25 protein-coding genes and 1 pseudogene are annotated in these 26,917 nt (G+C 73.9%); 11 read left to right on the forward strand and 15 right to left on the reverse strand.

Annotated features, from left to right (window positions below; all coding sequences use genetic code 11):
* Positions 1 to 116: 116 nt before the first annotated feature.
* Positions 117 to 1,001, forward strand: coding sequence for a Bax inhibitor-1/YccA family protein (locus tag ACFWEG_RS08835; protein ID WP_387210909.1), 885 nt, complete (start codon positions 117 to 119; stop codon positions 999 to 1,001).
* Between the two features lie 111 nt (positions 1,002 to 1,112).
* Here the strand turns inward: ACFWEG_RS08835 and ACFWEG_RS08840 are convergent, their stop codons facing one another.
* Entirely contained in the window at positions 1,113 to 1,343 is a 231-nt protein-coding gene (locus ACFWEG_RS08840) for a DUF4287 domain-containing protein (RefSeq protein WP_387210912.1), read from the reverse strand.
* Between the two features lie 147 nt (positions 1,344 to 1,490).
* Between ACFWEG_RS08840 and ACFWEG_RS08845 the strand changes: the two genes are divergently transcribed.
* Positions 1,491 to 1,817, forward strand: coding sequence for a hypothetical protein (locus ACFWEG_RS08845; RefSeq protein WP_387210915.1), 327 nt, complete (start codon positions 1,491 to 1,493; stop codon positions 1,815 to 1,817).
* A 39-nt stretch (positions 1,818 to 1,856) separates the two neighbouring features.
* Here the strand turns inward: ACFWEG_RS08845 and ACFWEG_RS08850 are convergent, their stop codons facing one another.
* The 3 genes from ACFWEG_RS08850 to ACFWEG_RS08860 form a co-directional block, all read right to left on the reverse strand.
* Positions 1,857 to 2,780 (reverse strand): hypothetical protein, encoded by a 924-nt coding sequence (locus ACFWEG_RS08850; RefSeq protein ID WP_387210976.1) that lies wholly within the window; start codon positions 2,778 to 2,780, stop codon positions 1,857 to 1,859.
* 294 nt (positions 2,781 to 3,074) lie between these two features.
* A complete protein-coding gene (locus ACFWEG_RS08855; protein ID WP_387210918.1) occupies positions 3,075 to 4,295 on the reverse strand; it encodes an acetyl-CoA C-acetyltransferase in 1,221 nt (406 codons plus the stop codon).
* 181 nt (positions 4,296 to 4,476) lie between these two features.
* On the reverse strand, positions 4,477 to 5,496 hold the full coding sequence (locus tag ACFWEG_RS08860; protein ID WP_387210979.1) for an SGNH/GDSL hydrolase family protein: 1,020 nt from the start codon (positions 5,494 to 5,496) through the stop codon (positions 4,477 to 4,479).
* Between the two features lie 306 nt (positions 5,497 to 5,802).
* On the opposite strand from ACFWEG_RS08860, the gene ACFWEG_RS08865 reads away from it, so the two are divergent.
* Positions 5,803 to 7,185 (forward strand): cystathionine beta-synthase, encoded by a 1,383-nt coding sequence (locus ACFWEG_RS08865; RefSeq protein WP_387210921.1) that lies wholly within the window; start codon positions 5,803 to 5,805, stop codon positions 7,183 to 7,185.
* Positions 7,186 to 7,626: 441 nt separating this feature from the next.
* Here the strand turns inward: ACFWEG_RS08865 and ACFWEG_RS08870 are convergent, their stop codons facing one another.
* From ACFWEG_RS08870 to ACFWEG_RS08890, 5 genes are all read right to left on the reverse strand, one after another.
* Complete coding sequence (locus ACFWEG_RS08870; RefSeq protein WP_387210923.1) at positions 7,627 to 8,049, reverse strand: hypothetical protein; 423 nt, start codon at positions 8,047 to 8,049, stop codon at positions 7,627 to 7,629.
* 94 nt (positions 8,050 to 8,143) lie between these two features.
* Positions 8,144 to 9,076 (reverse strand): ABC transporter substrate-binding protein, encoded by a 933-nt coding sequence (locus ACFWEG_RS08875; protein WP_387210925.1) that lies wholly within the window; start codon positions 9,074 to 9,076, stop codon positions 8,144 to 8,146.
* Between the two features lie 123 nt (positions 9,077 to 9,199).
* Positions 9,200 to 9,889, reverse strand: coding sequence for an ABC transporter permease (locus ACFWEG_RS08880; protein WP_387210928.1), 690 nt, complete (start codon positions 9,887 to 9,889; stop codon positions 9,200 to 9,202).
* Positions 9,889 to 10,554 (reverse strand): ABC transporter permease, encoded by a 666-nt coding sequence (locus ACFWEG_RS08885; protein WP_387210931.1) that lies wholly within the window; start codon positions 10,552 to 10,554, stop codon positions 9,889 to 9,891. Before ACFWEG_RS08885 ends, ACFWEG_RS08880 begins: the two co-directional genes overlap by 1 nt.
* Positions 10,551 to 11,693 (reverse strand): ABC transporter ATP-binding protein, encoded by a 1,143-nt coding sequence (locus ACFWEG_RS08890; protein WP_387210934.1) that lies wholly within the window; start codon positions 11,691 to 11,693, stop codon positions 10,551 to 10,553. The genes ACFWEG_RS08885 and ACFWEG_RS08890 overlap by 4 nt, the downstream gene beginning before the upstream one ends.
* 143 nt (positions 11,694 to 11,836) lie before the next feature.
* Here ACFWEG_RS08890 and ACFWEG_RS08895 point away from each other — a divergent pair, with 143 nt between their 5' ends.
* A complete protein-coding gene (locus tag ACFWEG_RS08895) occupies positions 11,837 to 13,327 on the forward strand; it encodes an aromatic amino acid ammonia-lyase (protein WP_387210982.1) in 1,491 nt (496 codons plus the stop codon).
* A gap of 50 nt (positions 13,328 to 13,377) precedes the next feature.
* Positions 13,378 to 14,223: a MurR/RpiR family transcriptional regulator gene (locus ACFWEG_RS08900; RefSeq protein ID WP_387210937.1), complete on the forward strand. Its 846-nt coding sequence runs from the start codon at positions 13,378 to 13,380 to the stop codon at positions 14,221 to 14,223.
* Between the two features lie 166 nt (positions 14,224 to 14,389).
* On the opposite strand, the gene ACFWEG_RS08905 is transcribed toward ACFWEG_RS08900, so the two are convergent.
* The 5 genes from ACFWEG_RS08905 to ACFWEG_RS08925 form a co-directional block, all read right to left on the reverse strand.
* Positions 14,390 to 14,764: a hypothetical protein gene (locus ACFWEG_RS08905; protein ID WP_387210940.1), complete on the reverse strand. Its 375-nt coding sequence runs from the start codon at positions 14,762 to 14,764 to the stop codon at positions 14,390 to 14,392.
* 114 nt (positions 14,765 to 14,878) lie between these two features.
* Positions 14,879 to 15,343, reverse strand: a complete 465-nt coding sequence (locus ACFWEG_RS08910; protein WP_387210943.1) for a roadblock/LC7 domain-containing protein — start codon at positions 15,341 to 15,343, stop codon at positions 14,879 to 14,881.
* Between the two features lie 37 nt (positions 15,344 to 15,380).
* A complete protein-coding gene (locus tag ACFWEG_RS08915; protein ID WP_387210985.1) occupies positions 15,381 to 16,124 on the reverse strand; it encodes a transcriptional regulator in 744 nt (247 codons plus the stop codon).
* Positions 16,125 to 16,279: 155 nt separating this feature from the next.
* The gene (locus ACFWEG_RS08920; RefSeq protein WP_387210946.1) at positions 16,280 to 16,711 is read right to left on the reverse strand and encodes a hypothetical protein; all 432 of its coding nucleotides are present in this window, start codon (positions 16,709 to 16,711) and stop codon (positions 16,280 to 16,282) included.
* Positions 16,712 to 16,934: 223 nt separating this feature from the next.
* Positions 16,935 to 18,308, reverse strand: coding sequence for an APC family permease (locus ACFWEG_RS08925; RefSeq protein ID WP_387210949.1), 1,374 nt, complete (start codon positions 18,306 to 18,308; stop codon positions 16,935 to 16,937).
* 200 nt (positions 18,309 to 18,508) lie between these two features.
* Between ACFWEG_RS08925 and hutU the strand changes: the two genes are divergently transcribed.
* The 4 genes from hutU to hutI are packed head-to-tail and all read left to right on the forward strand — an operon-like array spanning position 18,509 to position 24,091.
* Positions 18,509 to 20,251, forward strand: coding sequence for a urocanate hydratase (gene hutU / locus ACFWEG_RS08930; RefSeq protein WP_387210952.1), 1,743 nt, complete (start codon positions 18,509 to 18,511; stop codon positions 20,249 to 20,251).
* Positions 20,248 to 21,498 (forward strand): allantoate amidohydrolase, encoded by a 1,251-nt coding sequence (locus ACFWEG_RS08935; protein WP_387210956.1) that lies wholly within the window; start codon positions 20,248 to 20,250, stop codon positions 21,496 to 21,498. Before hutU ends, ACFWEG_RS08935 begins: the two co-directional genes overlap by 4 nt.
* Complete coding sequence (locus ACFWEG_RS08940) at positions 21,489 to 22,847, forward strand: formimidoylglutamate deiminase (protein WP_387210959.1); 1,359 nt, start codon at positions 21,489 to 21,491, stop codon at positions 22,845 to 22,847. The genes ACFWEG_RS08935 and ACFWEG_RS08940 overlap by 10 nt, the downstream gene beginning before the upstream one ends.
* 17 nt (positions 22,848 to 22,864) lie before the next feature.
* Positions 22,865 to 24,091 (forward strand): imidazolonepropionase, encoded by a 1,227-nt coding sequence (gene hutI, locus ACFWEG_RS08945; protein WP_387210962.1) that lies wholly within the window; start codon positions 22,865 to 22,867, stop codon positions 24,089 to 24,091.
* A 97-nt stretch (positions 24,092 to 24,188) separates the two neighbouring features.
* On the opposite strand, the gene ACFWEG_RS08950 is transcribed toward hutI, so the two are convergent.
* Entirely contained in the window at positions 24,189 to 25,316 is a 1,128-nt protein-coding gene (locus ACFWEG_RS08950) for a lipid II:glycine glycyltransferase FemX (RefSeq protein ID WP_387210964.1), read from the reverse strand.
* A gap of 241 nt (positions 25,317 to 25,557) precedes the next feature.
* Here ACFWEG_RS08950 and ACFWEG_RS08955 point away from each other — a divergent pair, with 241 nt between their 5' ends.
* Both ACFWEG_RS08955 and ACFWEG_RS08960 read left to right on the forward strand, forming a co-directional pair.
* Positions 25,558 to 26,640, forward strand: a complete 1,083-nt coding sequence (locus ACFWEG_RS08955; protein ID WP_387210967.1) for a GNAT family N-acetyltransferase — start codon at positions 25,558 to 25,560, stop codon at positions 26,638 to 26,640.
* Positions 26,641 to 26,699: 59 nt separating this feature from the next.
* Positions 26,700 to 26,917, forward strand: a pseudogene (locus tag ACFWEG_RS08960) (hypothetical protein); the annotation flags it as partial.

The raw sequence follows: 26,917 nt of genomic DNA on the forward strand, positions 1-26,917 counted from the left end.
GAGGCCGCTTCCCCGGTCACGATCGCGGAAAGATCCTCCTCTGGCACTAGAGGGATTCCTTTGCATACCCATTACTCTTGAGTCAAGGCCGCATACGGCGGCCATGGAGGAGTGAGATGAGGAGCAGCAACCCGGTCTTCTCGCGACGGGGGTTCAGCCGCGACAACGGCGCCGCTGGGTTCAACGCGGCACCGCAGGCCGGGGGACCCGCTGTCGGGACGCAGGGCGGTAACCCGTACGCGCAGGCCCCGGCCGGCAACCCTTACGCCACGAACCCCTACGCCCAGGACGCCGCGCAGTACGGCGCCCCGCAGGCCCCCGCGCGCACCGGCGGGATGACGCTCGACGACGTGGTCAGCCGCACCGTGCTGACGCTCGGCACCGTCATCGTCTTCGCCGCGCTCGCCTGGGCCGTGCTGCCGGTCACGCCGACCAGCTACGGTCTGGCGATCGGCGCGGGGCTGGTCGCGTTCGTCCTGGCGATCGTGCAGTCCTTCAAGCGCAAGGCCTCGCCCGCGCTGATCCTCGGCTACGCGGCGTTCGAGGGTGTCTTCCTCGGCGTCGTCAGCGAGATGTTCAACAGCTACGCCCAGGGCGCGCCCTTCCAGGCCGTCGTCGGCACCTTCGCCGTCGCCGGCGCCACGCTGTTCGTCTACAAGCAGCGCTGGATCCGCGTCACCGCCCGCTACGCCCGCATCGGCATGGCCGTCGCGATCGCGTTCGTGGGCCTGATGCTCGTCAACCTGATCCTGGTCGTCACCGGGGTCGCCGACGAGGGCGGCCTGCGCGGCACCGGCCCGCTGGGCATCGCCATCGGGGTGCTCGCCATCCTGATCGGCGCCTTCTTCCTGACCCTCGACTTCAAGCAGATCGAGGACGGCATCGCCTACGGCGCGCCGAAGGACGAGGCCTGGCTGGGCGCGTTCGGTCTGACGCTGTCGCTGGTGTGGATCTACTTCGAGATGCTGCGTCTCGCGACGATCCTCGGCGGCAACGACTAGCGGCACCGTCCCGGGGCCACCGCCCCGGGACACGGGAAGGGCCCGTCCGGCATCGCGCCGGGCGGGCCCTTCCGCCGTACCCGGCCTCCTGCGCGGGCGGGCGCGCGGGGATCAGGCCAGCCGGCGGGCCGCCCGCCGCAGGTCGTGCTCGTGGATGATCGCCTTCGCGTGGCCGTACGCGAGGTTGTGCTCGGCGCGGAGCCAGCTCACCTTCTCGTCGAACCGCACGAGGGAGGGACCGTCGTCGACGGTGCGGAGCCAGTCGGAGATCTCACGACCGGTGCACTGGGGTATGCGGGAGAGGAGGTTGCGGTGGGTCTCGCGGGAGAACTCTTGGGACATCGGCGCCTCCGACGCTTCGTCGCGTGTCGTTGCCATGCTCGGTCGCCCGCCGCGGGTCGCCGCCCGCCGTGCCGGGAGCCTTCCCGACACCGTGCCGCAGCAACCGCGGGTTGGCAACCACCCCGGGGCAGCGCATAGGGTCGCGCTGTGCTCGATGTGACCCCGCTGTACGCCGCCGTGGAACGCTTCGCCGACCGGCTGCGGGCCGCCCCGCAGAGCCGCCTGGAGCGGCACGCCGCCGCCGAGGGCCTCGCGTTGGCGCGGGAACTGGCGCGCAGGGCGCAGCTGTTGGAGGAGCCGGGGGCCGAGCCCCGGGAGATGCCGGACGGCGGCCTGTTCGCCGCCGCCGACCAGGTCGCCGTCGCCGGGCGGGATCTGGCCGTCGCCCTGGAGAACGACCCGCGCGCGGACGAGGCCGCGCTGGCGGAGGCGGTCGCCCTGGTGGCCGACGCGACCGCGCGGGCGAAGATCTGACGCCGTCCGGCCTGCCGCCGTCCAGAACGAGGCGATCGTCTAGAACGAGGCGATGACCCGGTCCGCCAGGACGTACACGCTGTCGTCGCCGCACTCGAAGGTCAGGGCGTAGGCGCCCGAGACGCCCGAGCCGCCGAGCAGGACCGGGGTCCGGCCGTCGGACACGGCGGTGGCGAGCTTCTGGGCGGTCTCGTGGTGGCCGGGGGTCATGCAGAGCGTGGTGCCGTCGGCGAAGACGTACACGTCGAGCGTGCCCAGCGGGCCCGGCCGCACGTCGGCCAGGGCGGTGCGGTCGGCGGCGAGCTGCTCCAGGCGCGACACCGTGCGCTCGTGGTCGCCGACGGCGGGGGCGCGGGGGGACTGGACGGGGACGAAGTCGGGGTGCGAGGGGTGGCGGCGGCGGGCGGCGGCCAGCTCGGGGGAGTCCTCGGGGAAGTCGCCGGCGGCGTCGTGCGCGTCGGCGTCGTCCGCCTCCAGGTCGTTCAGGCCGAGCGCGTCGAGGCCGCGGGCGTCCAGGCGCAGCGCGTCCAGGGCGGCGGCGTCGAGGTCGACGGCGGTCAGGTCACCGGCGGCGTCGGCCTCCAGGCCCGCGAAGTCGGCCTGGCGCGGCAGGAAGAACGCGGCGTCGTCGACGCCGGGCAGGCCGCCGAGCAGGGAGGGGGCGTCCGCGGCGTCGCGGGCCTCCTGCGCGGCCCAGAAGGCGCGCGCCTCGGCCAGCTCGCGCTCCCGCTCGTCGGCGAGCGCGGCGGAGACGGCGGAACGTATCGCCTCCAGCGGCAGGTCGTCCTCGGCGGTGCGGGCGGCGGGTACGGCAGCGGTCCCGGCCGGCCGCTCGACGCGGTGGCCGGCGGCGAGGTCGGCGCGCAGCGCGGCGATCTGCCGGCGCAGACCGTGCACGGCGTACAGCGAGGCGGCGCCCACGGCCGTGACGGCGGCGGAGGCGAGCAGCAGGGCAAGAGGCATGGCGCTCACTGACGTACTCCCGAAGTGCTGATGACCGGCCCGAGCGGGGCGGGCGCGGTCGCATGTTCCCCGACTTCCTACCTCAGCTTGGCAAGCCCACCCCGCCGTTGTCAGTGCACAACGTCACAAAACGGGCAGGTAGTACGGCTCGGACCATCGGCCCGCCAGGGCCCTGACCTGCGCGGAAACGTTCCTGACCTGCGCAGACGTACTCCCCCAGGACCTTGGTCACATCCTGGGGGAGATTGGGTCACGAACCGGTGCGGGACCCCGCGGGGTCCCGTCGGGCGCGTGCTAGCTGAGGCGCTCGATGACCATGGCCATGCCCTGGCCGCCACCGACGCACATGGTCTCCAGGCCGAACTGCTTGTCGTGGAACTGGAGGCCGTTGATCAGCGTGCCCGTGATCCGCGCGCCCGTCATCCCGAAGGGGTGGCCCACCGCGATCGCGCCGCCGTTGACGTTGACCTTGTCGAGGTCGAGGCCGAGGTCCTGGTACGAGGGGATCACCTGGGCGGCGAAGGCCTCGTTGATCTCGGCGAGGTCGATGTCGCCGATGCCCAGGCCCGCCCGCTTCAGCGCCTGCTTCGACGCCTCGACGGGGCCGTAGCCCATGATCTCGGGGGAGAGGCCGGAGACGCCGGTGGAGACGATCCGGGCGAGCGGGGTGAGGCCGAGCTCGCGCGCCTTGGTGTCGCTCATGATGACGAGCGCGGCGGCGCCGTCGTTCAGTGGACAGCAGTTGCCGGCCGTGACCCGGCCGTCGGGGCGGAAGACGGGCTTGAGGCCCTGGACGCCCTCCAGCGTGACGCCGGCGCGCGGGCCGTCGTCCTGGCTGACGACGGTGCCGTCGGGGGTGGTGACCGGGGTGATCTCCCGCTCCCAGAAGCCGTTCTTGATGGCCTGCTCGGCCAGGTTCTGCGAGCGGACGCCGAACGCGTCCATCTCCTCGCGGGTCACGCCCTTGAGCCGCGCCAGGTTCTCCGCGGTCTGCCCCATCGAGATGTACGCGTCGGGCAGCAGGCCGTCCTCGCGCGGGTCGTGCCAGTCCGCGCCCTCGCTCTGCGCGACGGCCTCGGTACGGGCCTCGGCCTCGGCGAACAGCGGGTTGCGGGTGTCGGGCAGGCTGTCGGAGTTGCCCTTCGCGAACCGCGACACCATCTCGACGCCGGCCGAGATGAAGACGTCGCCCTCGCCGGCCTTGATCGCGTGCAGCGCCATCCGGCTCGTCTGCAGCGACGACGAGCAGTAGCGGGTGACCGTACAGCCCGGCAGGTGGTCCATCCCCATCTGCACGGCCACGATCCGGCCGAGGTTGTTCCCCTGCTCGCCGCCCGGCAGGCCGCAGCCCAGCATCAGGTCGTCGATGTCCTTCGGGTCCAGCTCCGGCACCTTCGCCAGCGCGGCCTGGATGATCGTCGCGGTCAGGTCGTCGGCCCGCAGGTCCTTCAGCGAACCCTTGAACGCGCGCCCGATCGGCGAGCGGGCGGTCGATACGATCACGGCTTCGGGCATCACGACGCTCCAGGGGGACGGGAATACGGCCTACGCCCGCAAGTTACCCGCCCGTACCCTGCGGGTCACGCGTGCGCGACTGTGACCCACCCCTCTTTTCTAAGCGCCCGCTCAGCCAGTGCCGGCGAGGCGGGGCCCCGACCCGGTCGGCCCCGTCCTGCGGCGAGCCCCGCCCCCGCGCTCAGTCCTTCGTTCGGAGGCGGAGGGCGTGGTGGTGGGGGGCGGGGGTGACGGCCTCCGGGGCGGGGAGCTGGCGGCGGCGGCGGCGCTTGAGGAGGGCGAAGGGGGCGCGGGGGTTGGGGGCGGGGGTGACCTCGGTGCCGCCTTCGGAGGCGGCCTGGGCCGCGGCGTGGGCGACGGGGAGGAAGCCCTCCGCGCGGGAGGCGTCGGGGCGGTCCTCCTCGGGCCAGAGGCCGAGGGAGGCGCAGAGGGTGGGCAGGACGGCCATCGCGGCGGTCGCGTAACCCTCGGCGGAGGGGTGGTAGTTGTCGGGGCCGAACAGCTCGCGCGGGTTCGCGGCGAACTCCGGTCCGAGCAGGTCCCCGAGCGAGACCGTCCGCGCGCCCTGCTCGACGGCGCCGATCGTCTGCGCCGCGGCGAGCTGGCGCGAGACGTGCCGGGCCAGCCACCGCAGCGGCTGGTAGACGGGCTCGATCGTGCCGAGGTCGGGACAGGTGCCGACGACGACCTCCGCGCCCGCCGTCCGCAGCCGCCGCACCGCGGAGGCCAGGTAGCGGACGGAGTCCGTCGGCGGCATCCGGTGCGTGACGTCGTTCGCACCGATCATGATGACGCAGACGTCCGGGAAGTGCTCGGGATCGGCGAGCAGCGCCGTGACCTGCTGTTCCAGCCGGTCCGAGCGCGCCCCCGACAGGGCCACGTTCCGCAGCTGCACCGGGCGCTCGGCGACCGCCGCGAGCCCGCCCGCGAGCAGCGCGGCCGGGGTCTGCCGCGGGCGGTGGACGCCCTGGCCCGCCGCCGTCGAGTCGCCCAGCATCGCCATCCGCAGGGGCGTCGCCGCGCCCGCCCACGACCAGCCGTACACCCCGTCCGCGCGGGGCGGGGGCGCGCCGAGCCCCTGGCCGCCCACCGTCCGCTTCGCCAGCTGCACCTCGGCCAGGACCAGGCCGATGCCCGCGGCACCGATCAGTCCGAGCCCGCCGCCCCCGTATGCGGCGCCGGCGGCGATCCGCCGCGCCATCCTCGCCCTCGACACAGTCCGAGCCAGCCCTTCGTCGCCATCGGAAGCCCACGGCGGCCCGTCCTCGCGGGGCGGTCGCCGTCGGTCGCCCGTACAAGGACTCCTTGCCCCGTCCGCCGGGCCGCCCAATCCCCCGCGACCGAGACGGTGCCGGACCGGGGGGACGGTGTCACACGACCGGCGGGCGCGGGGGCGCGCGACCGGGGCACGCCCCCCCGCGGGCGGCCCGCGGCCGCCACCGCCGCACCCCGGCGGGGCCGCTCGGTCTACCCTGTCCGCACCATCACGGAGAATCCGGAGACAACGGTGCAATTCCACGACTCGATGATCGACCTCATCGGCAACACCCCGCTCGTGCGCCTCAACAGCGTCACCCAGGGGCTCCAGGCGACCGTCCTGGCCAAGGTGGAGTACTTCAACCCGGGCGGCTCGGTCAAGGACCGGATCGCCGTCCGCATGATCGAGGCCGCGGAGGCGTCGGGCGCACTCAGGCCCGGCGGCACCATCGTCGAGCCGACCAGCGGCAACACCGGGGTCGGGCTCGCGATCGTGGCCCAGCGCAAGGGCTACAAGTGCATCTTCGTCTGCCCGGACAAGGTGTCGCTCGACAAGATCAACGTGCTGCGGGCGTACGGGGCCGAAGTCGTCGTCTGCCCGACGGCCGTCGCCCCCGAGCACCCGGACTCCTACTACAACGTCTCCGACCGGCTGGTCCGCGAGACGCCCGGCGCATGGAAGCCCGACCAGTACAGCAACCCGGACAACCCGCGCTCGCACTACGAGACGACCGGCCCCGAGCTGTGGGAGCAGACCGAGGGCCGGATCACGCACTTCGTGACGGGCGTCGGCACCGGAGGCACGATCAGCGGCACCGGGCGCTACCTGAAGGACATCAGCGACGGCGCCGTGCGGGTGATCGGCGCGGACCCCGAGGGCTCGGTCTACAGCGGCGGTTCGGGCCGGCCGTACCTGGTCGAGGGCGTCGGCGAGGACTTCTGGCCGTCGGCGTACGACCGCGGGGTGGCGGACGAGATCGTCGCCGTGTCGGACAAGGACAGCTTCCAGATGACGCGCCGGCTGGCCCGCGAGGAGGGGCTGCTCGTCGGCGGCTCCTGCGGGATGGCCGTGGTCGCGGCGCTGCGGGTGGCGGAGGGGCTCGGCCCCGACGACGTCGTGGTGGTGCTGCTCCCGGACAGCGGGCGCGGCTACCTCAGCAAGATCTTCAGCAACGAGTGGATGGCCGGGCACGGCTTCCTGGAGGACGAGAGCGAGTCCGCGCGGGTCACCGACGTGCTCGTCCGCAAGCAGGGCGAGCTGCCGTCGCTGGTGCACATGCACCCGGAGGAGACGGTCGGCGAGGCGATCGAGGTGCTGCGGGAGTTCGGCGTCTCGCAGATGCCCGTCGTGAAGCCGGGCGCGGGGCACCCGGACGTGATGGCGGCGGAGGTCGTCGGCTCGGTGGTCGAACGGGAGCTGCTCGACGCGCTGTTCGCGAAGCGGGCGTCGCTCGGCGACCCGCTGGAGAAGCACATGAGCGCGGCCCTGCCGCAGGTCGGCTCCGGCGAGCCGGTCGCCGTGCTGATGTCCGTGCTGGAGAAGGCGGACGCGGCGGTCGTGCTCGTGGAGGGCAAGCCGAAGGGCGTCGTCAGCCGCCAGGACCTGCTGGCGTTCCTGGCCGAGAAGAGCTGAGGGCCCTGGGCGGCGGCGACGGGTGAGTCCGGGGCTGCGTGAACGCGCGACCCCGCACCCGTGCCCGGCCCGCACGGCCCCTGCCCGGTCTCCGGCAGCGCGCGAGCGCGGCGCGGCTGCGGACTTCGCGGAAAAGGTACGTTCGCGTCACGCGCTCGCAGCACCGGCTTAACACGGCACCGGCACAGTAGTGGATGTCGGCAGGGCAGGGAGCGGCTCCCCTTCCCTTCCGGCACCGATACGGCGACCAGGACTGACGGAGCGGCTCCCGGAACTCCATGGACGCCAGGGCGTGTGAGGTCGGCTCAGAACCGGCCCGCGTCCCCTCGCGGGGGCCGCCGTCGTCCCGCCCCCCTGGTCCGCCAGGGGGTGCGGCGGCCCCCGCGATCATCGGTCCCCGGGCCCGCGGCCCTCCGGCCGCCGCCCCGCCGCCCCCACTCCTCAGCCCTCCCAGTCGGACTCCCGACGCCGCCTGCGCGCCCACGGCCTCGCCGCGTTCACCGCGTTGACGCCGACGATGCCGAGCCAGGCGATGAACAGGCCGCCGGTTCCCGCGTTCACCACCGCGATCGCGGAGAGCGGGATCGCGAGGATGAGGGAGACCATCGCGAACCCGAAGCGCTCGGCGAAGCTGCCGAAGCCGTCGTCGGGCCGGGCGGGGGAGCGCCCGCGCGAGGCGGACATCTGCTGTTCGGCGACCTGGCGGCGGACGCGGCGCTCGACGACGCCGTCGAGCCGCTGCTCCACCTTCTCCAGGAAGGAGTCGACGAGCGCGGAGTCGTACTCCTCGCCCAGGTCCCTGCGCGCACGCAGGGTCGCGTCGAGCTCCTTCTTCAACTCCGCGTCGGTGCGTGTGGTGTCCATAGCCCGACGGTACGGAGCGGCGGGGTGCGGCACATTGGGGATAACCCCCGGATCCGTCGGGGGAGCGACCCCCGGATTTCCCAGGGGCGCGCGGCTACCCCTTCGCGAGCCCCTTCTTCCTCAGCCAGTCCTCGGCGACCTGGTCGGGGTCCTTCTTGTCCTGGTCGACGAGCCGGTTGAGCTCGGTGAGGTCGTCGGTGGTCAGCGCCGAGCCGAGGCGGGCGAGCGCCTTGCGGACGCGGGAGTCGGACTTGCGGTCGGCGATGAGGGGGAGGATGTGCTGGCCGGGGATGAGGTTCTTCGGGTCGGCGAGGACCACCCAGTCCTCCTTGCCGAGGTCGGCGTCGGTGGTGAAGACGTTGGCGATGTCGACGTCGCCCTTGCGCAGCGCGCCCTTGACCAGCGGTCCGGAGGAGTCGAGGGCCTTGAACTCCTTCAGCTCGACGCCGTACTCGTCCTTCAGGCCGACGACGCCGACGACGCGCTTCTTCAACTCGGGGGCACCGCCCAGGACCAGCTTGCCGTTGTGCTTCGCGAGGTCGGCGAGGGACTTGAGTCCGTACTTCTCGGCGGTCTCGCGGGTGACGGCGAAGGCGTCGGAGTTCTCCGCGACGCCGTAGGACAGCACCTGGAGGCCGTTCGGCAGCACCATGGTGAGGGCGTTCTGCATCTCGCCCTCCTCGGTCGCCCTGGACTTCGGGTCCAGGTAGTGCAGCAGGGCCCCCTGGTACTCGGGCAGGAGGTCGATGTCGCCGCCCTTGAGGGCGGGGACGACGATCTCGCGGGTGCCGAGGTTCGGCCGGACGGTGGCGTCGACGCCGTCCGCCTTCAGGACGCCGGCGTAGAGGTAGCCGAGGACCTGGTTCTCGGTGAAGTTGGCGGTGCCGATCGTCAGGCCGCCCTTGCTGCTTCCGCCGCCGCCCGCCGAACCACCGCCCTCCAGGCTGGTGATGCCGCTGCTGCACGCGGCGAGCGCGGGGACGGACGCGCCGGCGAGCAGGCCGCCGAGGAGAGTCCTGCGGTTCATGGTCATCAGAGGTCCTTCTGGAGGGGCTTCGTTCCGTGGGAGACGATGCGGAGACGGACGAACAGGGGGCACGTGTCACGCGATCAGGCGGTCGCGGGACCGGCCGGTCGCGTGATCACCCGGTCACGCGGTCCGCGACGCCGCGGACCGCTCCTTGAGCCCGCGCGGGACGACGGCGCGCTGCACGGCGGCGAGCAGCAGGTCGAGGGCGACGGCGACGAGTGCGACGAGCACCGCACCGCCGAGTACCTGCACGAGGTCGCGCTGGGCGAGACCGTCGAACACGTAGCGGCCGAGGCCGCCGAAGCTGACGTACGCGGCGACGGTGGCCGTGGAGACCACCTGGATCAGCGACAGGCGCAGACCGGTCATGATCAGGGGGAGCGCGAGCGGCAGCTCGACCTGCCACAGGACCTGGCGGCCGCGCATCCCCTGGCCGCGCGCGGCGTCGCGGACCTCGGGGTCGACGGCGGACATGCCGGCGTAGGTGTTGGTGACGATCGCGGGGACCGCGAGGACGACCAGGGCGACGTAGACCGGGACCATCGACAGGCCGCCGATCAGGAACACCAGGACGACCAGGCCGACGGTGGGCAGCGCCCGGCCGAACGAGGACAGGTTGATCGCCAGGAACGCGCCGCGGCCCGTGTGCCCGATGAGCAGGCCGATCGGCAGGGCGATCGCGGCGGCGATCACGGTGGCGAGCAGCGAGTACTGCAGGTGCTCCAGGAGCCGGTGGCCGATGCCCTCGGGGCCGGTCCACTGCTCGCCGCCGACCAGCCAGGCGCCGAGGTCCGAGAAGAGTTCGTACATCAGGCACGCCCCTTGGCGCCGGAACGGGAGCGGCCGCGCGTCCAGGGCGTGGCCGCGTACTGGAGGGCGACCAGGGCCGCGTCGGCGATCAGCGCGAGGAGGAGGGTGAGCACGACGCCCGCGATGACGGGGGTGGCGAAGTTGCGCTGGAAGCCGTCGGTGAAGAGCTGGCCGAGGCCGCCGTCGCCGACGTAGGTCGCGACGCTGACCAGGGAGATCGACATGACGGTCGCGATGCGGACGCCGGCCATGATGACCGGCAGGGCGAGCGGCAGCTCGACGGTGAGCAGCCGCCGCAGCGGCTTGGTGCCCATGGCGGTCGCCGCCTCCTTGGTGCGGTCCGGGACGGCCTCCAGGCCCTCGACGGTGTTCCGCAGGAGAACGACGAGGGTGTAGATCGTCAGGCCGATGACGGTGGTCGTACGGGTGAGGCCGGAGACCGGGAGGAGCAGCACGAAGACCGCGATGGACGGGATCGTGAACAGCACGTTCGACAGGCCGAGCAGCAGTCCGCGCAGGGGGCGGACGCGCTGGGCGACGACGGCCGCGGGGATCGCGATCAGCAGGCCGAAGAAGACGGCGGAGAGGGCGATCCGCAGGTGCGTGAGGCTCAGGGTGAGGAGGTCGGAGGTGTGGTCGGCTATCCACGACCACTCGACCGTCACCGGGCGGCCTTGTCGGTCGACGGGGCCGGTGCGGATCCGCTCGCGCGGGGCGTCGGGACGGGTTCGCCGGCCGGCGCCTCGGGGCGGGCGGTGTCGGGGGTGCGCGCCTCGGTGTGGCTGCGGCCGGCCGCCTCGTGGATCTCCTCGCGCCGGGTGACGCCCGTCAGCGCTCCGCCCGCGTCGACCCGGGCCACCAGGCCGGCGGGCGAGGCGAGGGACTCGTCGAGCGCGGCGAGCAGCGAGTCGCCGTCGCCCAGGGGGCGGAGCGCGAGGACCGGTGCGTCGGCCCCGGCGTGGGTGTCGCGCCAGCCGACGGGGGCGCGGGCGTCGTCCAGGACGAGCTGCCAGCGGCCGCCCTCGGGGGCGGGTGCCTGGGGGAGCCCGGCGAGGGTGGAGAGCGAGAGCAGCTTCAGGCCGCGCTCCGCGCCGAGGAAGTCGGCGACGAAGGAGTCGGCGGGCCGGGCGAGCAGCTCGGCGGGCGCGGCGCACTGCACGAGGTGGCCGCCGGTGCGGAAGACGGCGATCCGGTCGCCGAGCCGGACGGCCTCGTCGATGTCGTGGGTGACGAAGGCGATGGTCTTGCCCAGGTCCTTCTGGAGCCGCAGCAGCTCGTCCTGGAGCTGGGTGCGGACCACCGGGTCGACCGCGCCGAACGGCTCGTCCATGAGGAGCACCGGCGGGTCGGCGGCGAGCGCCCGGGCCACGCCGACGCGCTGCTGCTGGCCGCCGGAGAGCTGGTGCGGGTAGCGCTTGCCGACCTCGGCGGCGAGTCCGACCGTCTCCAGGAGCTCCGCGGCGCGGGCCCGTGACTTCCTGCGCCCCCAGCCGAGCAGCACCGGGACGGTGGCTATGTTGTCGAGGACGGTGCGGTGCGGGAAGAGGCCGGCCTGCTGGATGACGTAGCCGATCCCTCTGCGCAGTTCGGCCGCGTCCTGTTCGAGGACGTTCCTCCCGCCGACGCGGATGGTGCCCGAGGTCGGGTCGACCATCCGGTTGATCATGCGGAGCGTGGTCGTCTTGCCGCACCCGGACGATCCCACGAGCACGGTGATGCCGCCCTCGGGCATGTCCAGGGTGAGGTCCTGGACCGCTGTGGTGCCGTTCGGGAAGCGCTTGTTCACTTGCTGGAATTCGATCATCAGCCGTCCCTTGCCGGTCCTGCATACAGTCATGCAGAGTTCTCGGTGGCTGAATAATTTGTCAATGGCACGGTGTCAGAACCCAGGTCATCCGTGTCCGAGGGACAGGATGAGCCGACCCCGAAGGGAGGATTCGACCCATGATGTCGTCTCGCATGCCGGACAGCCGGACCGGCCCCACTGGCATCGTCGTCCTCGACGGCCGGAGTCTTCCGGTCGCCGACGTCGTACGTCTGGCCGACGGCGCCGCTCGACCCGTACCCGGAACCGAGGCGCTCAAGCATGTCGAGACGTCCTGGGACACCGCGCGCGAGCTGGCCCGGGCCGGGCGGGTCTACGGCCGCTCCACCGGCGTCGGCGCGAACCGCACCGAGGACGTCCCCTCCGAGGCCGCCGCCGACCACGGGCTGCGGCTGCTGCGCTCGCACGCCGGGGCGATCGGCGAGGAGCTGCCCGCGCGGCAGGTCAGGGCGATGCTCGCCGTCCGCGCGAACCAGCTGCTCGCGGGCGGGGCGGGGCTGCGGCCCACGGTCGTCACCGCGCTGTGCGAGGCGCTGGAGTCGGGCGCGTACCCGCTGGTGCACGCCTTCGGGTCGGTCGGGACCGGCGACATCGCGCCGCTCGCCCAGCTCGGGCTCGCCCTCGCCGGCGAGCACCCCTGGCGGGGCGCCGGCCGCCCGCCCGCGCCGCAGCCCCTCGACAACAACGACGCGCTCGCCCTGATCAGCAGCAACGCGCTCACCCTCGGCCAGTCCGCGCTCGCCCTCGACGAGCTGCGCCGGCTGATCCTGGCCACCCAGGTCGTCGCCGCGCTCTCGCTGCTCGCGGTCGACGGTTCCTACGAGGCGTTCGCCGAGCCCGTCCACGCGGCCCGTCCGCACCCCGGCTCGGTCGCCGTCGCGGCGCGCTCGCGGCGGCTGCTCGGCGCCCCGGAGCGGCCCACCCCGCCGCTCGGCCGCATCCAGGACCCCTACGGCTTCCGCTGCGTGCCGCAGATCCACGGGCCGGCGCACGACGCCGCCGACGCCCTGGAGCGCACGCTCGCCGTCGAGCTGAACGCCGCCGCCGAGAACCCGCTGATCTGCGCCGAGGACCGGGCGGCGTACCACCACGGCGGGTTCTACCTGGCGCAGCTCGCGCTCGCCCTCGACCAGTTCCGGCTCGCACTCGTGCAGACCGCGCGGCTCTCCAGCTCGCGGCTCTCGGCGCTGAACGAGCCGGCCTTCACCCGCCTCAGGCCGTTCCTCGCCGACCACGAGGCCGCGTCGTCGGGGATCATGATCCTGGAGTACGCCGCGGGGGCCGCGCTCGGCGAGCTGCGCTCGTTCTCCGCGCCGGCGTCGCTCGGCCACGCGGTGCTCTCCCGGGGCGTGGAGGAGCAGGCGAGCTTCGCCTCGCTCGCCGCCCGGCAGACGCTGCGCGCGGCCGATCCGTACCGCCTGGTCGTCGGGTGCGAGCTGGTCGCCACCGTACGGGCGCTGCGCCAGCGCGACCTGCGGCCCGATCCGGAGCTGCCGGTCGGGCGGGCGTTCGCGCTGGCGGAGGAGGTCCTCGACCCGGACCCGACGGACCGGCCGCTGACCGATGATGTGACGGCGGCGGCCGCGCTGCTCGACCGGTTCACGGAGCTGTAGGGGCGGGATCATGGGATGTTTCGGCAGAAGGCCAGGCGAGGGGGCGACGGGTGACGGGGTCGAGTGACGCGCAGGCGGCGAGGCTGCAGCAGCTCTTCGAGGGGCGGCGGCTGACGCCGACCCAGCGGCGGATCGCGCACTGCATGGTGCGGCGGGCCGCGGACGCGCCGTTCCTGTCCAGCGTCGAGCTGGCCGAGCTCGCGGGCGTCAGCCAGCCGTCGGTGACCCGGTTCGCCGTCGCGCTCGGCTTCGACGGCTACCCGGCGCTCCGCCGGCACCTGCGCGAGGTGGCGCCCGCCGCCCCGGCCACGGGCAAGGAGGCGCTGAACGAGTACCAGCAGGCCGTGCACGCCGAGATCGAGAACCTGCGCCACCTGTCCGGGCTGCTCGACGACACCGGACCGGTCGAGGAGGCGGGCCGGCTGCTCGCCGACTCGCCGGTGCTGCCCGTGCTCGGGCTGCGGGCCGCGTCCTCGCAGGCCCGCGGGTTCGCGTACTTCGCGGCCAAGGTGCACGGCGACGTCCGGCTGCTCGACGAGGGCGGCAGCATGCTCACCGACCGCATCGACGCGGCCCGGGCGGCGGGCGCGCGGACGCTGCTCTGCTTCGCGCTGCCCCGCCACCCGCGCGAGGTGGTCGAGGCGCTCGCGTACGCGCAGGGCGCCGGTCTCACGGTGGTCACCGTCGCCGACTCGGCGTTCGCGCCGGTCGCCGCGCACAGCGACCTGCTGATCCCGGCGGCCGTCGGCACCGGGCTCGCCTTCGACACGGCGTGCGCGCCGATGCTGCTCGGACGGGTGCTCCTGGAGACGATGTGCGACGGGCTGCCGCTGGCGCAGGCCCGGCTCGAGGAGTTCGACGCGCGGGCGGCGGCGCGGGGGCTGTTCGCGGAGTGAGCGGCCGGCGCGGGCTCCGCCGGGACGAGGGCAGCCCAGAAGGGGGCGCGGGCGTCCGGAGGGGAAGCGGTCAGACCGGTGTGGGGACGCGGACAGCCCGAAGGTGACGCGAACAGCCCGGAGGGGGCCGCCGGGGCGGCCCCCTCCGGGCAAGGGGTCGGGTCCGTCAGAGCTCCAGGTCCGCCTCGATCTTCTTCAGCTGGTGCCGGGCCATCGCCAGGTTGGACCGGTTCTTGTCCAGCGCCAGGTAGAGGAAGAGGCCGTTGTGGTTGCGGCCCTTCAGGAGCCGGATCAGGTGGTACTGCGTGCCGAGGGTGATGAGGATGTCCTCGATCTCGTCCTTGAGGCCGAGCTGCTCCATGGTGCGGACCTTCGCGCGCACCACGTCGGTGTTGCCGGCCGCGGCGACCTGCAGGTCCAGGTCCTTCCCGCCGCCGATGGTGCCCAGCGCCATGCCGCTGGTGTAGTCGACGAGGGCCGCTCCGACGGCGCCGTCGATGACGGTCGTGGCTTCCTTGAGGATCGTCTCGGTGTTGGCCATGAGAGTCGCACTCCCTTTCCTTCTGCTGCGTTGCGTGGTGGTCGTGTTCGACGTCCTGCTGGTGGCCCGGCCGGTCGCGGCCGGGCGGCGTGGGGGAGTCGTGGGGGTCATCGGTCAGACGTTCTCGTGTCGTTCCAGCGCGCCGTCGACCAGCTGGCCGATGCGCGCGCTGGACCTGCGGGCCTCCAGGTGGAGCCGGCCGACGTTGATCCGGGGCTCCGCGAGGAGCGTGAGCACCGCGGTCGAGCCCGCGGCGTAGGTCGCCACGTACCCGTCGTCGCCGCGGACCAGGAGCTCCTTGAACGAGCCCTGGCCGGTGGCCTCGGCGAGCCGCAGGGCGACCCCGAGGGCCGCGGCGGTGAGCGCGGCCACCCCCTCGGCCTGGACCGGGGCCGCGTCGTGGGCGAGCACCAGTCCGTCGGTGCTGGCCGCGAGCGCGCCGGTCAGCTGCGGGACCCGGGCCCGCAACCGTCTGAGCTCGCCCAGAACGTCGGCCTCCGCCGTCATGAACTGCCTCCTCTCCAGCTCTCGCCGCTCCAGCTGGCGGCTCTCGGCGCGCAGCCGTAGCGCGCGCCTCATGACGGTGATCGGACGGCCCGGGGGACGGAGCGGTGGGTCACAGGCTTGCCTCCAGTGCGTCGCGGAGCCGGCGGAGCAGGGCGATGTCGGGGTCGCCGTGGAAGTCGGAGACCCAGGCGGGGAGTTCGGGCGCGGTCGGCACCACTGCCTCGACGGGGGTCTCGACGAGCCCGGCCGCGGCGAGCCTGCGCACCTCGATCAGGGTGTTGAACGCCGGCCGGCCGAGCGCCCAGGCGAGCCCGGCGGGCGTCCGGACGCCGTCCGCGAGCTCGAGCAGCGTGCGCTGGCGGCGGGTGACGGGCTGCCCGGGCGCGGGGGTCCGCGGCACGACGGGCGCGGTGTCGACGGCCGGGTAGGGCCACACGGAGTCGAGCAGCGCCCGCCGCCGGCGGGCCTCGCGCTCCACGGTGAGGGCGGGCACGGGGTGCACGGAGCCGAGCCAGTGGGCGACGCCGTAGCGGAAGCGGGTCGGGCCGCTGCCGGGGGCGAGGGCGAAGAAGGCGGCGTCGAACAGCGCGCCGAGGTGGCAGATCTCCAGCTCGCCGCCGCCGAGGCGGCCCTGGTCGACGAGGAAGCGGGCCACCTCCCGCTGAGCGCCGGCCCGTTCCACGGCCTCGTCCCAGTCGGAGCGGGCGAGCCGGCCCTCGGCGGTCAGCAGCACGTCGAGTCCGGGGGCGGCGGGGCTCTCGGCGTGCACGACCTGGCCCTCGACCAGGTAGAGGGTGCCGTAGTCGCGCAGAAGGACGCCGGTGGCGCGCTCCTCGGCGAGCCGGACGAGCATGGGGGAGACGGTCACGGAGGACGTCACCCGGGCGTTGCCCGGGGAGGGCGCGGGGCCGGGGTTCGGTACCGGTCCCGGCCGGTGGCGCGGCATCGGCCCGGGGGCGGATCCTTGCGCGGGTATCGCGTTCAGCGCGGTCAGCGCGGAGATCGGGGTCATCCGAGGGCCAGCCTCTCGGCGAGATCGTGCAGGCGTATCCGGGCCAGGGCGAGGTTGCCCAGGTCGCGGTCGAGCCAGAGATGGAGGAAGACGCTGCTGTCGAAGGTGGTCTCGACGAAGCGCATCACGTGGTAGCCGGTGCGGGTGGTGACGATCAGGTCCTCGACGGGCAGGCCCTTCGCCGGCGCGTCGCCGCCGGCGGGGTCCGCCCCGGCGTCGCCGACCCAGGGGTCGTCGGGGGCGAAGGAGGCGTACTCGGCTGCCATGCGGGCGAGTTCGGCGGTCTCGGCGGCGGTGGCCTCGTGGTCCCCGCCGGGCGCCTCGCCGGTGGTGCCCAGGGCGAGCCCGCTGGTCCAGTCCACGATCGCGGCACCGCGTGCGCCGGGCAGTCCCATGGCCTGAAGCAGACACTCGTCGATTCCGGGCACGCGGTCTCCCCTCCCCCGTCTCGGCATGCGGTGGTGCGGTGGCGCGGCGCTGTGCCGCAGTGACGAGGAGATTACGTAACGTGCGCGCAAGGAGGGACCGTTCTGGCATTTTCCAGCGGAATGTGCCCGAGAGCGACGCTTGTTGCACGAGAAACGACCCCTTCCTTTCGTTTCAGGAAGGGGTCGTGACTGTTCTTGACCGTTTGGCGATCAGGGGGAGGCGTCAGGCCTCTGGAGCCCCATCCTCACCGCGAGCCTTGAGGACGAGCTTGTTCACCGCCCACAGGGCGATTCCGATGAGGAGCAGCACTCCGGCGCGGATGTAGACGTCGGCCGGCCGGTCCGCCAGCGGGCTGGCGAGCACCAGTGCCGTGATCGCTCCGAGCACGGGAAGGGCCGTAGGTGTCCGGAAATGGTCGTGGTCGACAGGATCGCGGCGCAGGACGAGCACGGCGACGTTGACCACGGCGAAGACGCAGAGCAGCAGGAACGACGTCGTGTCGCCGAGCCCGGCGATCTCACCGGTCGACACCAGGCCGATCGCGAGCACGGAGACGAAGACGATCCCGACCCAGGGGGTGCGCCGCTTTGCGAGGACCTTGCCCATCGCGCGGGGCAGGATGCGCTCGTTGGCCATGCCGTAGCAGAGCCGCGAGGCCATCATGATGTTGATCAGCGCGGAGTTGGTCACCGCGAACAGGGCGATCAGCGCGAAGAGCTTCGGCGGGAAGTCGAGCCCGCCGACCTTCACCACCTCGAGCAGCGGGCCGCTGGACTTCTCCAGGTCGCGGTAGTCGACCAGCAGCGAGGAGACCAGCGCGACGAGGACGTAGACGGTCCCGGTCACCGCGACGCCGACGAAGATCGCGCGGGGGAAGGTGCGGGTGGGGTCCTTGGTCTCCTCGGCCATGTTCACCGAGTCCTCGAAGCCGACGAAGGCGAAGAAGCCGAGTGCGGTGGCGCCCAGGATGCCGGTCATCAGGGCGAAGCCGGTGCCGCTCGTGTGGAAGTCGATCAGGCGCGACGGCTCGCCCTCGCCGTTGAGCACGGCGTACGCGCCGATGGCGAGGATCACGACCAGTCCGGTCAGCTCGACGACCGTCAGGACGACGTTGGCCTTCACCGACTCCGACACACCGCGCAGGTTGAGCGCGGCGAGGGCCAGGATGAAGAGGATCGCCACGAGGGTCGCGGGCACGGCGTCGGTGAACTCGGTGAAGTAGTCCCCGCTGAACGCCCGGGCCGCCGCGCTGGCCGAGGAGAGGCCCGAGCACATGACCATGAAGGCGACGATGAACGTCAGGAACGGGACCTTGAACGCTTTCTGCGTGTAGAGCGCGGCCCCGGCGGCCTTCGGGTACTTGCCGACCAGCTCGACGTAGGACGCGGCGGTCAGGATCGCGACCACGAAGCCGATCAGGAACGGCAGCCAGAGCGGTCCGCCGACCTTGCCGGCCACCTTGCCGGTGGTGGCGTAGATGCCGGTGCCGAGGATGTCGCCGATCACGAAGAGGATCAGGAGTTTGGGGCCGAGGGCGCGTTTGAGGGGTGTCTCGTCCTGGCCCGGCGCGGTCGCCGGCCCGTCGGTCGTGGTCACAGGTTCCTCCCCGTGGTCGGTTCGGTGGCTCGTGTGCCCAGGTGATGAGGGCTCTCGTGCCCAGGTAAGCGGAGGTTGAAGCCGTGCGGCGGGATCGCCTCGCCGACCGACCGCACGCCGCTGTTGACTACATCTATTCACGCCGACAGACTGTGAATATCTGAGTGCACATTCGAGCCGACGTCCCAGGAGGCCGCCGCATGTCTGGACCCCGCCCCGTACGCGCGCCGCGCGGCACCGCACTGAGCGCCCTGGGCTGGCAGCAGGAGGCCGCCCTGCGGATGCTCCAGAACAACCTCGACCCCGAGGTGGCCGAGCACCCCGACCAGCTCGTCGTCTACGGCGGCACCGGGAAGGCCGCCCGCGACTGGCGCTCCTTCGACGCCATGGTCCGCACGCTCAGGACGCTGAAGCAGGACGAGACCATGCTGGTCCAGTCCGGCCGCCCCGTCGGCGTCATGCAGACCCACGAGTGGGCGCCCCGGGTCCTGATCGCCAACTCCAACCTGGTCGGCGACTGGGCGAACTGGGAGGAGTTCCGCCGCCTGGAGGCGCTCGGCCTGACCATGTACGGCCAGATGACGGCCGGCTCCTGGATCTACATCGGCACCCAGGGCATCCTCCAGGGCACCTACGAGACGTTCGCCGCCGTCGCCGCGAGGAAGTTCGGCGGGTCGCTGGCCGGGACGATCACCCTGACCGCCGGTCTCGGCGGCATGGGCGGCGCGCAGCCGCTCGCCGTCACCATGAACGACGGGGTCGCGATCTGCGTCGACGTCGACCCGCGGGCCATCGAGCGCCGGATCGAGCACCGCTACCTGGACGTGCGCGCCGACTCCCCGGAGCACGCCCTCCAGCTCGCCGTCGAGGCCCGGGACGCCCGCCGGCCGCTGTCGATCGGACTCCTCGGGAACGCGGCGGAGGTACTGCCCCGGATGCTCGCCGAGGGCGCCCCGATCGACATCGTCACCGACCAGACCTCGGCGCACGACCCGCTCGCCTACCTCCCCGTCGGCGTCGACTTCGACGACATGGCCGCCTACGCGGCCGAGAAGCCCGCCGACTTCACCCTGCGCGCCCGGGAGTCGATGGCCCGGCACGTCGAGGCGATGGTCGGCTTCATGGACGCCGGCGCGGAGGTCTTCGACTACGGCAACTCCATCCGGGGCGAGGCGCAGCTCGCCGGGTACGGGCGCGCCTTCGACTTCCCCGGCTTCGTCCCCGCCTACATCCGGCCGCTGTTCTGCGAGGGCAAGGGCCCGTTCCGCTGGGCGGCGCTGTCCGGCGAGGCGTCCGACATCCACAAGACGGACCAGGCGCTCCTGGACCTCTTCCCCGAGGGCGACTCCGCCCACAACGCCTCGCTCCACCGCTGGATCAGGATGGCCGGGGAGCGCGTGCACTTCCAGGGGCTGCCCGCCCGGATCTGCTGGCTCGGCCAGGGCGAGCGCGACAAGGCCGGGGCGCTGTTCAACGACATGGTCGCCGACGGCACCCTCGCCGCCCCGCTCGCCATCGGCCGCGACCACCTCGACTGCGGTTCGGTCGCATCCCCCTACCGCGAGACCGAGTCGATGCTCGACGGCTCCGACGCGATCGCCGACTGGCCGCTGCTCAACGCCATGGTCAACGTCGCCTCCGGGGCGTCCTGGGTGTCGATCCACCACGGCGGCGGCGTCGGCATGGGCCGCTCGATCCACGCCGGGCAGGTCTCCGTCGCCGACGGGACGAAGCTGGCCGGCGAGAAGATCCGCCGGGTACTCACCAACGACCCCGGCATGGGCGTCATCCGGCACGTCGACGCCGGGTACGACATCGCCGAGCGGGTCGCCGGCGAGCGCGGGGTGCGGGTGCCGATGCGGGAGGGCGGGGAAGCCCCGGAGCCGGCCGCCGGGACCACCGGTGGCGCCGGGACCGCCGACGTGGGCGGTGCCTCCGCGTGAGCGCCACCTTCCACGCCATGTGGGCCTCGCTGCGGACCATCGGCCGCGACCCCGGCACCGGCGGCTACCGCCGCTACGCCTGGACCGGGGCCGACGCCGACTGCCGGCTCTGGTTCCGGATGCAGGCCGAGGCCCGCGGCCTGGAGTACGAGACCGACCGCAACGGCAACCAGTGGGCCTGGCTGGGCGACCCGGCCGCCGGGGACGCCGTCGTGACCGGCTCGCACCTCGACTCGGTGCCCGACGGCGGCGCCTTCGACGGCCCCCTCGGCGTGGTCTCCGCCTTCGCCGCGCTCGACGAACTGCGCCGCAGGGGAGCGCGGTTCGCCAAGCCCCTGGCCGTCGTCAACTTCGGCGACGAGGAGGGCGCCCGCTTCGGGCTCGCCTGCGTCGGCTCGCGGCTCACCGCGGGCGCGCTCACCAAGGAGCAGGCGCACGCGCTGCGCGACGGCGACGGCGTCACGCTCCCGCAGGCCATGGAGCGGGCGGGCCACGACCCGGACGCCCTCGGCGCCGACCCCGAACGGCTCGCCCGGATCGGCGCGTTCGTCGAGCTGCACGTCGAGCAGGGGCGGGCGCTCGACACCTGGCCGGGCGACGGCGCGGACGGGCCGGGTGCGCCCGTCGGCATCGCCTCCGCGATCTGGCCGCACGGCCGGTGGCGGTTCGACTTCCGCGGCGAGGCCAACCACGCGGGGACCACCCGCCTGCAGGACCGCCGCGACCCGATGCTCAGCTACGCCGCCACCGTCCTCGCCGCCCGCGAGCAGGCGCGGCTCGCCGGGGCGCTCGCCACCTTCGGCAAGGTCGCCGTCGAGCCGAACGGGGTCAACGCGATCCCGTCCCTGGTGCGCGGCTGGCTCGACTCCCGGGCCCCCGACCAGGCCGGCCTGGACGCCGTCGTGGCCGGCATCGAGCGGGCGGCCCGGGACCGGGCGGCGGCCGACGGGGTCGACCTCGACGTGGTGCGCGAGTCGTTCACGCCCGTCGTCGAGTTCGGGCACGCGCTGCGGGACGAGCTGGCGAAGACGCTGGCCGAGCGCGCCGACGGCCGACCGGTCCCCGTTCTCGGCACCGGGGCGGGACACGACGCCGGGATCCTCTCCGGCTCCGTCCCGACCGCCATGCTGTTCGTGCGGAACCCCACCGGCGTCTCGCACTCCCCGGCCGAGCACGCCGCCGAGGACGACTGCCTGGCCGGGGTGACCGCGCTCGCCGACGTACTGGAGGGTCTCGCGTGCAGGTGACGTACTGGGCGGAGCACGCCTGGCTGGGCACGAACGTGGAGCCGGGCGTCGCCATCGACGCCGACGCGGCCGGCTGCGGCCGGATCACCGCCGTCCGGACCGGGGTGGACGCCCCGCCGCCGGGGGCGGAGGTGCTGCGCGGGCTGACCCTCCCGGGGCTCGCCAACACCCACTCGCACGCCTTCCACCGGGCGCTGCGCGGGGTGGTCCAGGTCGGTTCGGGCACCTTCTGGACCTGGCGGGACGTCATGTACCGCATCGCGTCCCGGCTCGACCCGGACTCCTACTTCGCGCTGGCCCGCGCGGTGTACGCGGAGATGGCGCTGGCCGGGATCACGGCGGTGGGCGAGTTCCACTACGTGCACCACCGGCCGGGCGGCGGCCGCTACGACGACCCCAACGCGATGGGGGAGGCCCTGATCGCGGCGGCGGCCGAGGCGGGGATCCGGATCACCCTCCTCGACACCGCCTACCTTGCCTCGGGCATCAGCCGGGAGCGCGGCGGGGCCGCCCCCGACCACCACCAGCTGCGGTTCTCCGACGGGGACGCGGAGGCCTGGGCGGCTCGCTGTGGAGTTCTCAAGGACCGGGACCACGCCAGGATCGGCGCGGCCGTGCACTCCGTACGGGCCGTGCCCGCGGACCAGTTGGGCACGGTGGCGGCCTGGGCCCGGGAGCGGGGGGCCCCGCTCCATGTGCACCTGTCGGAGCAGACGGCGGAGAACGAGGCCTGCCTCGCCGTCCACGGCCGGACCCCCGCCCGACTCCTCGCCGACCACGGGGTGCTCGGACCCGGCACCACCGGGGTGCACAACACCCACCTCACCGACGACGACATCCGGCTGATCGGCTCCACCGGCACCGGCACCTGCATGTGCCCCACCACCGAGCGGGACCTCGCCGACGGCATCGGCCCGGCCGTCGCCCTCCAGGGGGCCGGGAGCCCGCTGTCGCTCGGCAGCGACAGCCACGCCGTGATCGACCTCCTCGAGGAGGCGCGCGCGATGGAGCTGAACGAGCGCCTGCGCAGCCGCACCCGGGGCCACTGGACGGCGGCCGCCCTGCTGCGCGCCGCCACCGCCGACGGGCACGCCGCCCTGGGCTGGCCGGACGCCGGCGCGATCGAGCCCGGCGCCCTCGCCGACCTGACGACCGTCGCCCTCGACTCGGTCAGGACGGCGGGGCCGCTGCCCAGGCTCGGCCTGGAGACGGCCGTATTCGCCGCCTCCGCGGCGGACGTCCGGCACACGGTCGTGGGCGGGCGGAGCGTCGTGCGCGACGGGGCGCACCGGTCCGTGCCCGACGTCCCCCGAGCCCTGGCGACTGCCGTCGCCGCCCTGCGGAGCTGAAGGAGCCCCACCCCACCATGGCCGCCAGCCACCCGGACACCGCCGCCGCCACCGCGAGCACGGCCGCCCCCGCGGCCGCCACGCTCGTCACGAACATCGCCTCGCTGGTCACCAACGACCCCTCCCTCGGTGACGGTTCCCCTCTCGGTCTGATCCGGGACGCGGCCGTCGTCATCGACGGCGACCACGTCGCGTGGATCGGTGAGGCAAGCAAAGCACCCGCCACTGACAACCGGGTCGACGCGGCGGGCCGGGCCGGGATCCCGGGCTTCGTCGACTCCCACTCCCACCTCGTCTTCGCCGGCGACCGGACCGCCGAGTTCGCCGCCCGGATGTCCGGCCGGCCCTACGCGGCCGGCGGCATCCGCACCACCGTCGCCGCCACCCGCGCCGCCGGGGACGCCGAACTGTCCGCCAACGTCGCCCGGTACCTCGCCGAGGCGCTGCGGCAGGGCACGACCACGCAGGAGACCAAGTCCGGCTACGGCCTGACCGTCGCCGACGAGGCCCGGGCGCTCCGGATCGCCGGCGAGCACACCGACGAGGTCACCTACCTCGGCGCGCACATCGTCCCGCCCGAGTTCGCCGACCGGCCGGAGGCGTACGTGGAGCTGGTCACCGGCGCGATGCTCGACGCCTGCGCCCCGCACGCCCGGTGGATCGACGTGTTCTGCGAGCAGGGCGCGTTCGACGGCGACCAGGCGCGGGCGATCCTGACCGCGGGCCGGGCGCGCGGCCTCCACCCGCGGATCCACGCCAACCAGCTCGGCCACGGCCCCGGCGTGCAGCTCGCCGTCGAGGTCGACGCGGCCTCCGCGGACCACTGCACCCACCTGACGGACGCCGACGTCGACGCGCTCGCGCAGTCGCGGACGGTCGCGACGCTGCTGCCGGGCGCGGAGTTCTCCACCCGGGCGACGTGGCCGGACGCCCGCCGGCTGCTCGACGCGGGTGCGACGGTGGCGCTGTCGACGGACTGCAACCCGGGGTCGTCGTTCACGTCGTCGATGCCGTTCTGCATCGCGCTGGCCGTCCGGGACATGGGCATGACGCCCGATGAGGCGGTCCGGGCGGCCACCGCCGGCGGGGCGGCGGCCCTGCGCCGGACGGACGTCGGGGTCCTGACGGTCGGCGCCCGCGCGGACCTGGCCCTCCTCGACGCCCCGAGCCACGTCCACCTGGCGTACCGGCCGGGGGTGCCGCTGGTCGACGCGGTGTGGCGGCGGGGCGTGCGGGTGGTGTGAGAGGCGCACTCCTGAGAGGCGTCCTCCTGAGGAGCGGCCTCCGGACAACCGGCCGCCCGGCAACCGGCCTCCCCTCAACCGGCCTCCTGAGGGGGCGTCACCGCCGGGACAGGTACACGCCCAGCGCCTTGTGCAGCATCCGCCCGAGCGAGAACTCCCACTCGCCCAGGTGCTCGACCACCCGCCCGCCCGAGCCGATCTTGAAGCGGAGTCCGTCCAGCGCCCCGTCCGAGGCGTCCAGGACGTCGGTCACCCCGCGCAGGTCGTAGACCTCGGCGCCGCTCGCGTGGGCGTCGCTCAGCATCCGCCAGTGCAGTGCGTGGTCCGGGCGCCGTTCGAGGCCCTGGACCGCCGGGCCGCTGTAGGGCTGGCGCACGTGCGGTCCCGAGACCGTCGTCAGGGCGGCGGCCAGCGCGCGGCCGTCGTGCTCGGCGACGTGCATCCGCAGCCGGTCGCCGTCGTCCGCGTTGAGCGCGTCCCACATCCGTCGGAAGTACGCCAGGGAGCGGCCGCCGTTGCGGGTGTCGCGCGCGTACAGCGCGTGGAAGGCCGGGAGGTCGTCCGCGCCGCCGCGCCCGACGCGCACCTGGTGCTTCTCGGCGGTCTCCACCCCCTGGCGCCACTCCTCGCCGAGCCCCGACCGCAGCTCCTCGGGCTCGCGGCCGGCGAGCGCCACCTGGACGGTGTGCCGCGGCTGGCCGATCCCGAACCCCTTGGTGGCCTCGTCCGGTGCGGGCCGCCACCCCATGGCGCGCAACCGCTCGGCCAGCGCCAGGGCGCGGGCGTCGGTGAAGTCGGCCGGGACCTCGCCGAGCCGGCGCGCCCGCCCCGCCGACGGGTCGCCGAGCGCGGCCTCGACGGTGTGCGCCTCCCAGTGCCGTACGGCCACCGGCGGCCCCATCCGCACCGCGAACGCGCCGCACCGCCGCACGTGGTCCAGGAGAGGCCGCAGCCGGGCCTCGACGAGGTCGGGCAGGAACCAGTCGGCGGCGGGCCCCTCGGGCAGGTAGGCGAGCGAGCGGCGGGTGCCCGGGGCCTGCCGGTAGAGCACCAGGGCGGTCCCGCGCAGAGCGCCTGACGCCGCGTCGAACCAGCCGACGCTCTCGGCGCTCCAGCCCTCCTTCACCAGCCCCCAGGCGGGCGTCTGGAGCAGGCTGGTGGTGGGGGACAGGGCGAGGTGCCCGCGATGCTCCTCGCGGCTGATCGTCCGCACCGTCAGTCCCATGGCCCGCGCTCCTCTGTTCGAGTACGCACTTTAAGGCCTGCTTGTCCCGCCCCGGAAAGCGTCAGGGTCCCCCTGCGCCCCCCGCGGACCCGGTCCGCTCCGCCCGGGTCCCGCCGAGTTTCACGGGTTCGTCACAGCCTGCGCATCGCCGTCTTTCCGGGCGCGGAGCCGAGCGGTAACGTCCCTCGGAGCGTTGCTCGGGGGAGACCGGGGGGTCGGGGTGAGCAGTGGTGGGGGACGCGTGCGCGTCGTCGTGCCCGCGCGGTTGCGGGCGGCGGAGATCGAGAGCTGGCGGGAGCTGCGCGCCAAGGCCGAGGCGCCGGCCAACCCGTTCATGGAACCGGAGTTCACCCTGGCCGTCGCCCGGGTCCGCCCGGCGACCCGGGTGGCGGTCGTCGAGGAACGCGGCGAGCCGGTCGGCTTCCTGCCCTTCGAACGGACCCGCCTGGGCCGCGCCCGGGCCGTCGGTCAGGGCGTGTCCGACTGCCAGGGGGCGGTCCTGAAGCCGGGCCTCGCGCTCTCCGCGGACGAGGTGCTGCGCGCCCTCGGGGTGTCGGTCTGGGAGTTCGACAACCTGGAGGACGGCCAGGACCTGTTCGTGCCCTACGCCGCCGAACGCGTCCCCTCGCCCGTCATCGACGTGAGCGACGGCTACGCGGCCTACGAGGCCGGTCTGCGCGAGCGGTCGCCGAAGTACCTCAGGACGACGCTCGCCAAGGAGCGCCGTCTGGGACGGGCCCACGGCGAGGTGCGGTTCGTCTTCGACGAGCGCGACCCGGCGGCGCTGCGCACGCTCATGGACTGGAAGTCCGCGCAGTACCGGCGCACCGGCCGCCGCGACCGCTTCGCGCAGCCCTGGATCGCCGAGCTCGTACGGCGGCTGCACGGCGCGGACGGCGAGGGTTGCACGGGCGTCCTGTCGGTCCTCTCCGCGGGCGGCCGCCCGGTCGCCGCGCACTTCGGGCTCCGCTCGCACTCCGTCCTCAGCTGCTGGTTCCCGGCCTACGACCCGGAGTTCGCCCGGTTCTCGCCCGGGATGATCCTGCACCTGCGGATGGCGGAGGGGGCCGCCGCGGCCGGACTCGGCCTCCTGGACCTCGGTCGCGGCGCGGCGGAGTACAAGGACGCGCTCAAGACGGGCGAACTGTCGGTGTACGAGGGGGCGGCGGTCCGCGCGGGGGCGGGCGCCGTCGTCCACTGGCTCAGCCGTGAACCGGCCCGCCGCGCGCACCGGTTCGTGCGCGACCGGCCGCTGCTCGCCGCGCTCGCCCAGGACACGCTCAAGCGCGCGGCACGGCTGCGGCGGGCCCGAAGGCCCTCCTAAGGGAGCCGTTCCGGGCACGCCGTACACGTCCGCAACGACACGCAACGGGGGATGGGGACATGCGATCCACGCGGGACACCGGTCACGGCGCAGCGGAGGCGGCCCGGGCCGTACGGCCCGTCCAGGTGGTCGAGGCGGACCTCGACCCGGTGGGCGGCGAGGTCACCGGGCTGCGGGCCCCCCCCCCCCGGGCCCCCGGGGCCCCCGGCGGGCCCCCGGGCCCGGCCCCCGAAACCCCGCGCCCGGGGAGTATAAAAAAAAAAACCACCCCCCCCAA

Origin of the sequence: Streptomyces sp. NPDC060194 (assembly GCF_042728285.1) — a bacterium.
In the GTDB taxonomy this organism is placed as follows: Bacteria; Actinomycetota; Actinomycetes; order Streptomycetales; family Streptomycetaceae; genus Streptomyces.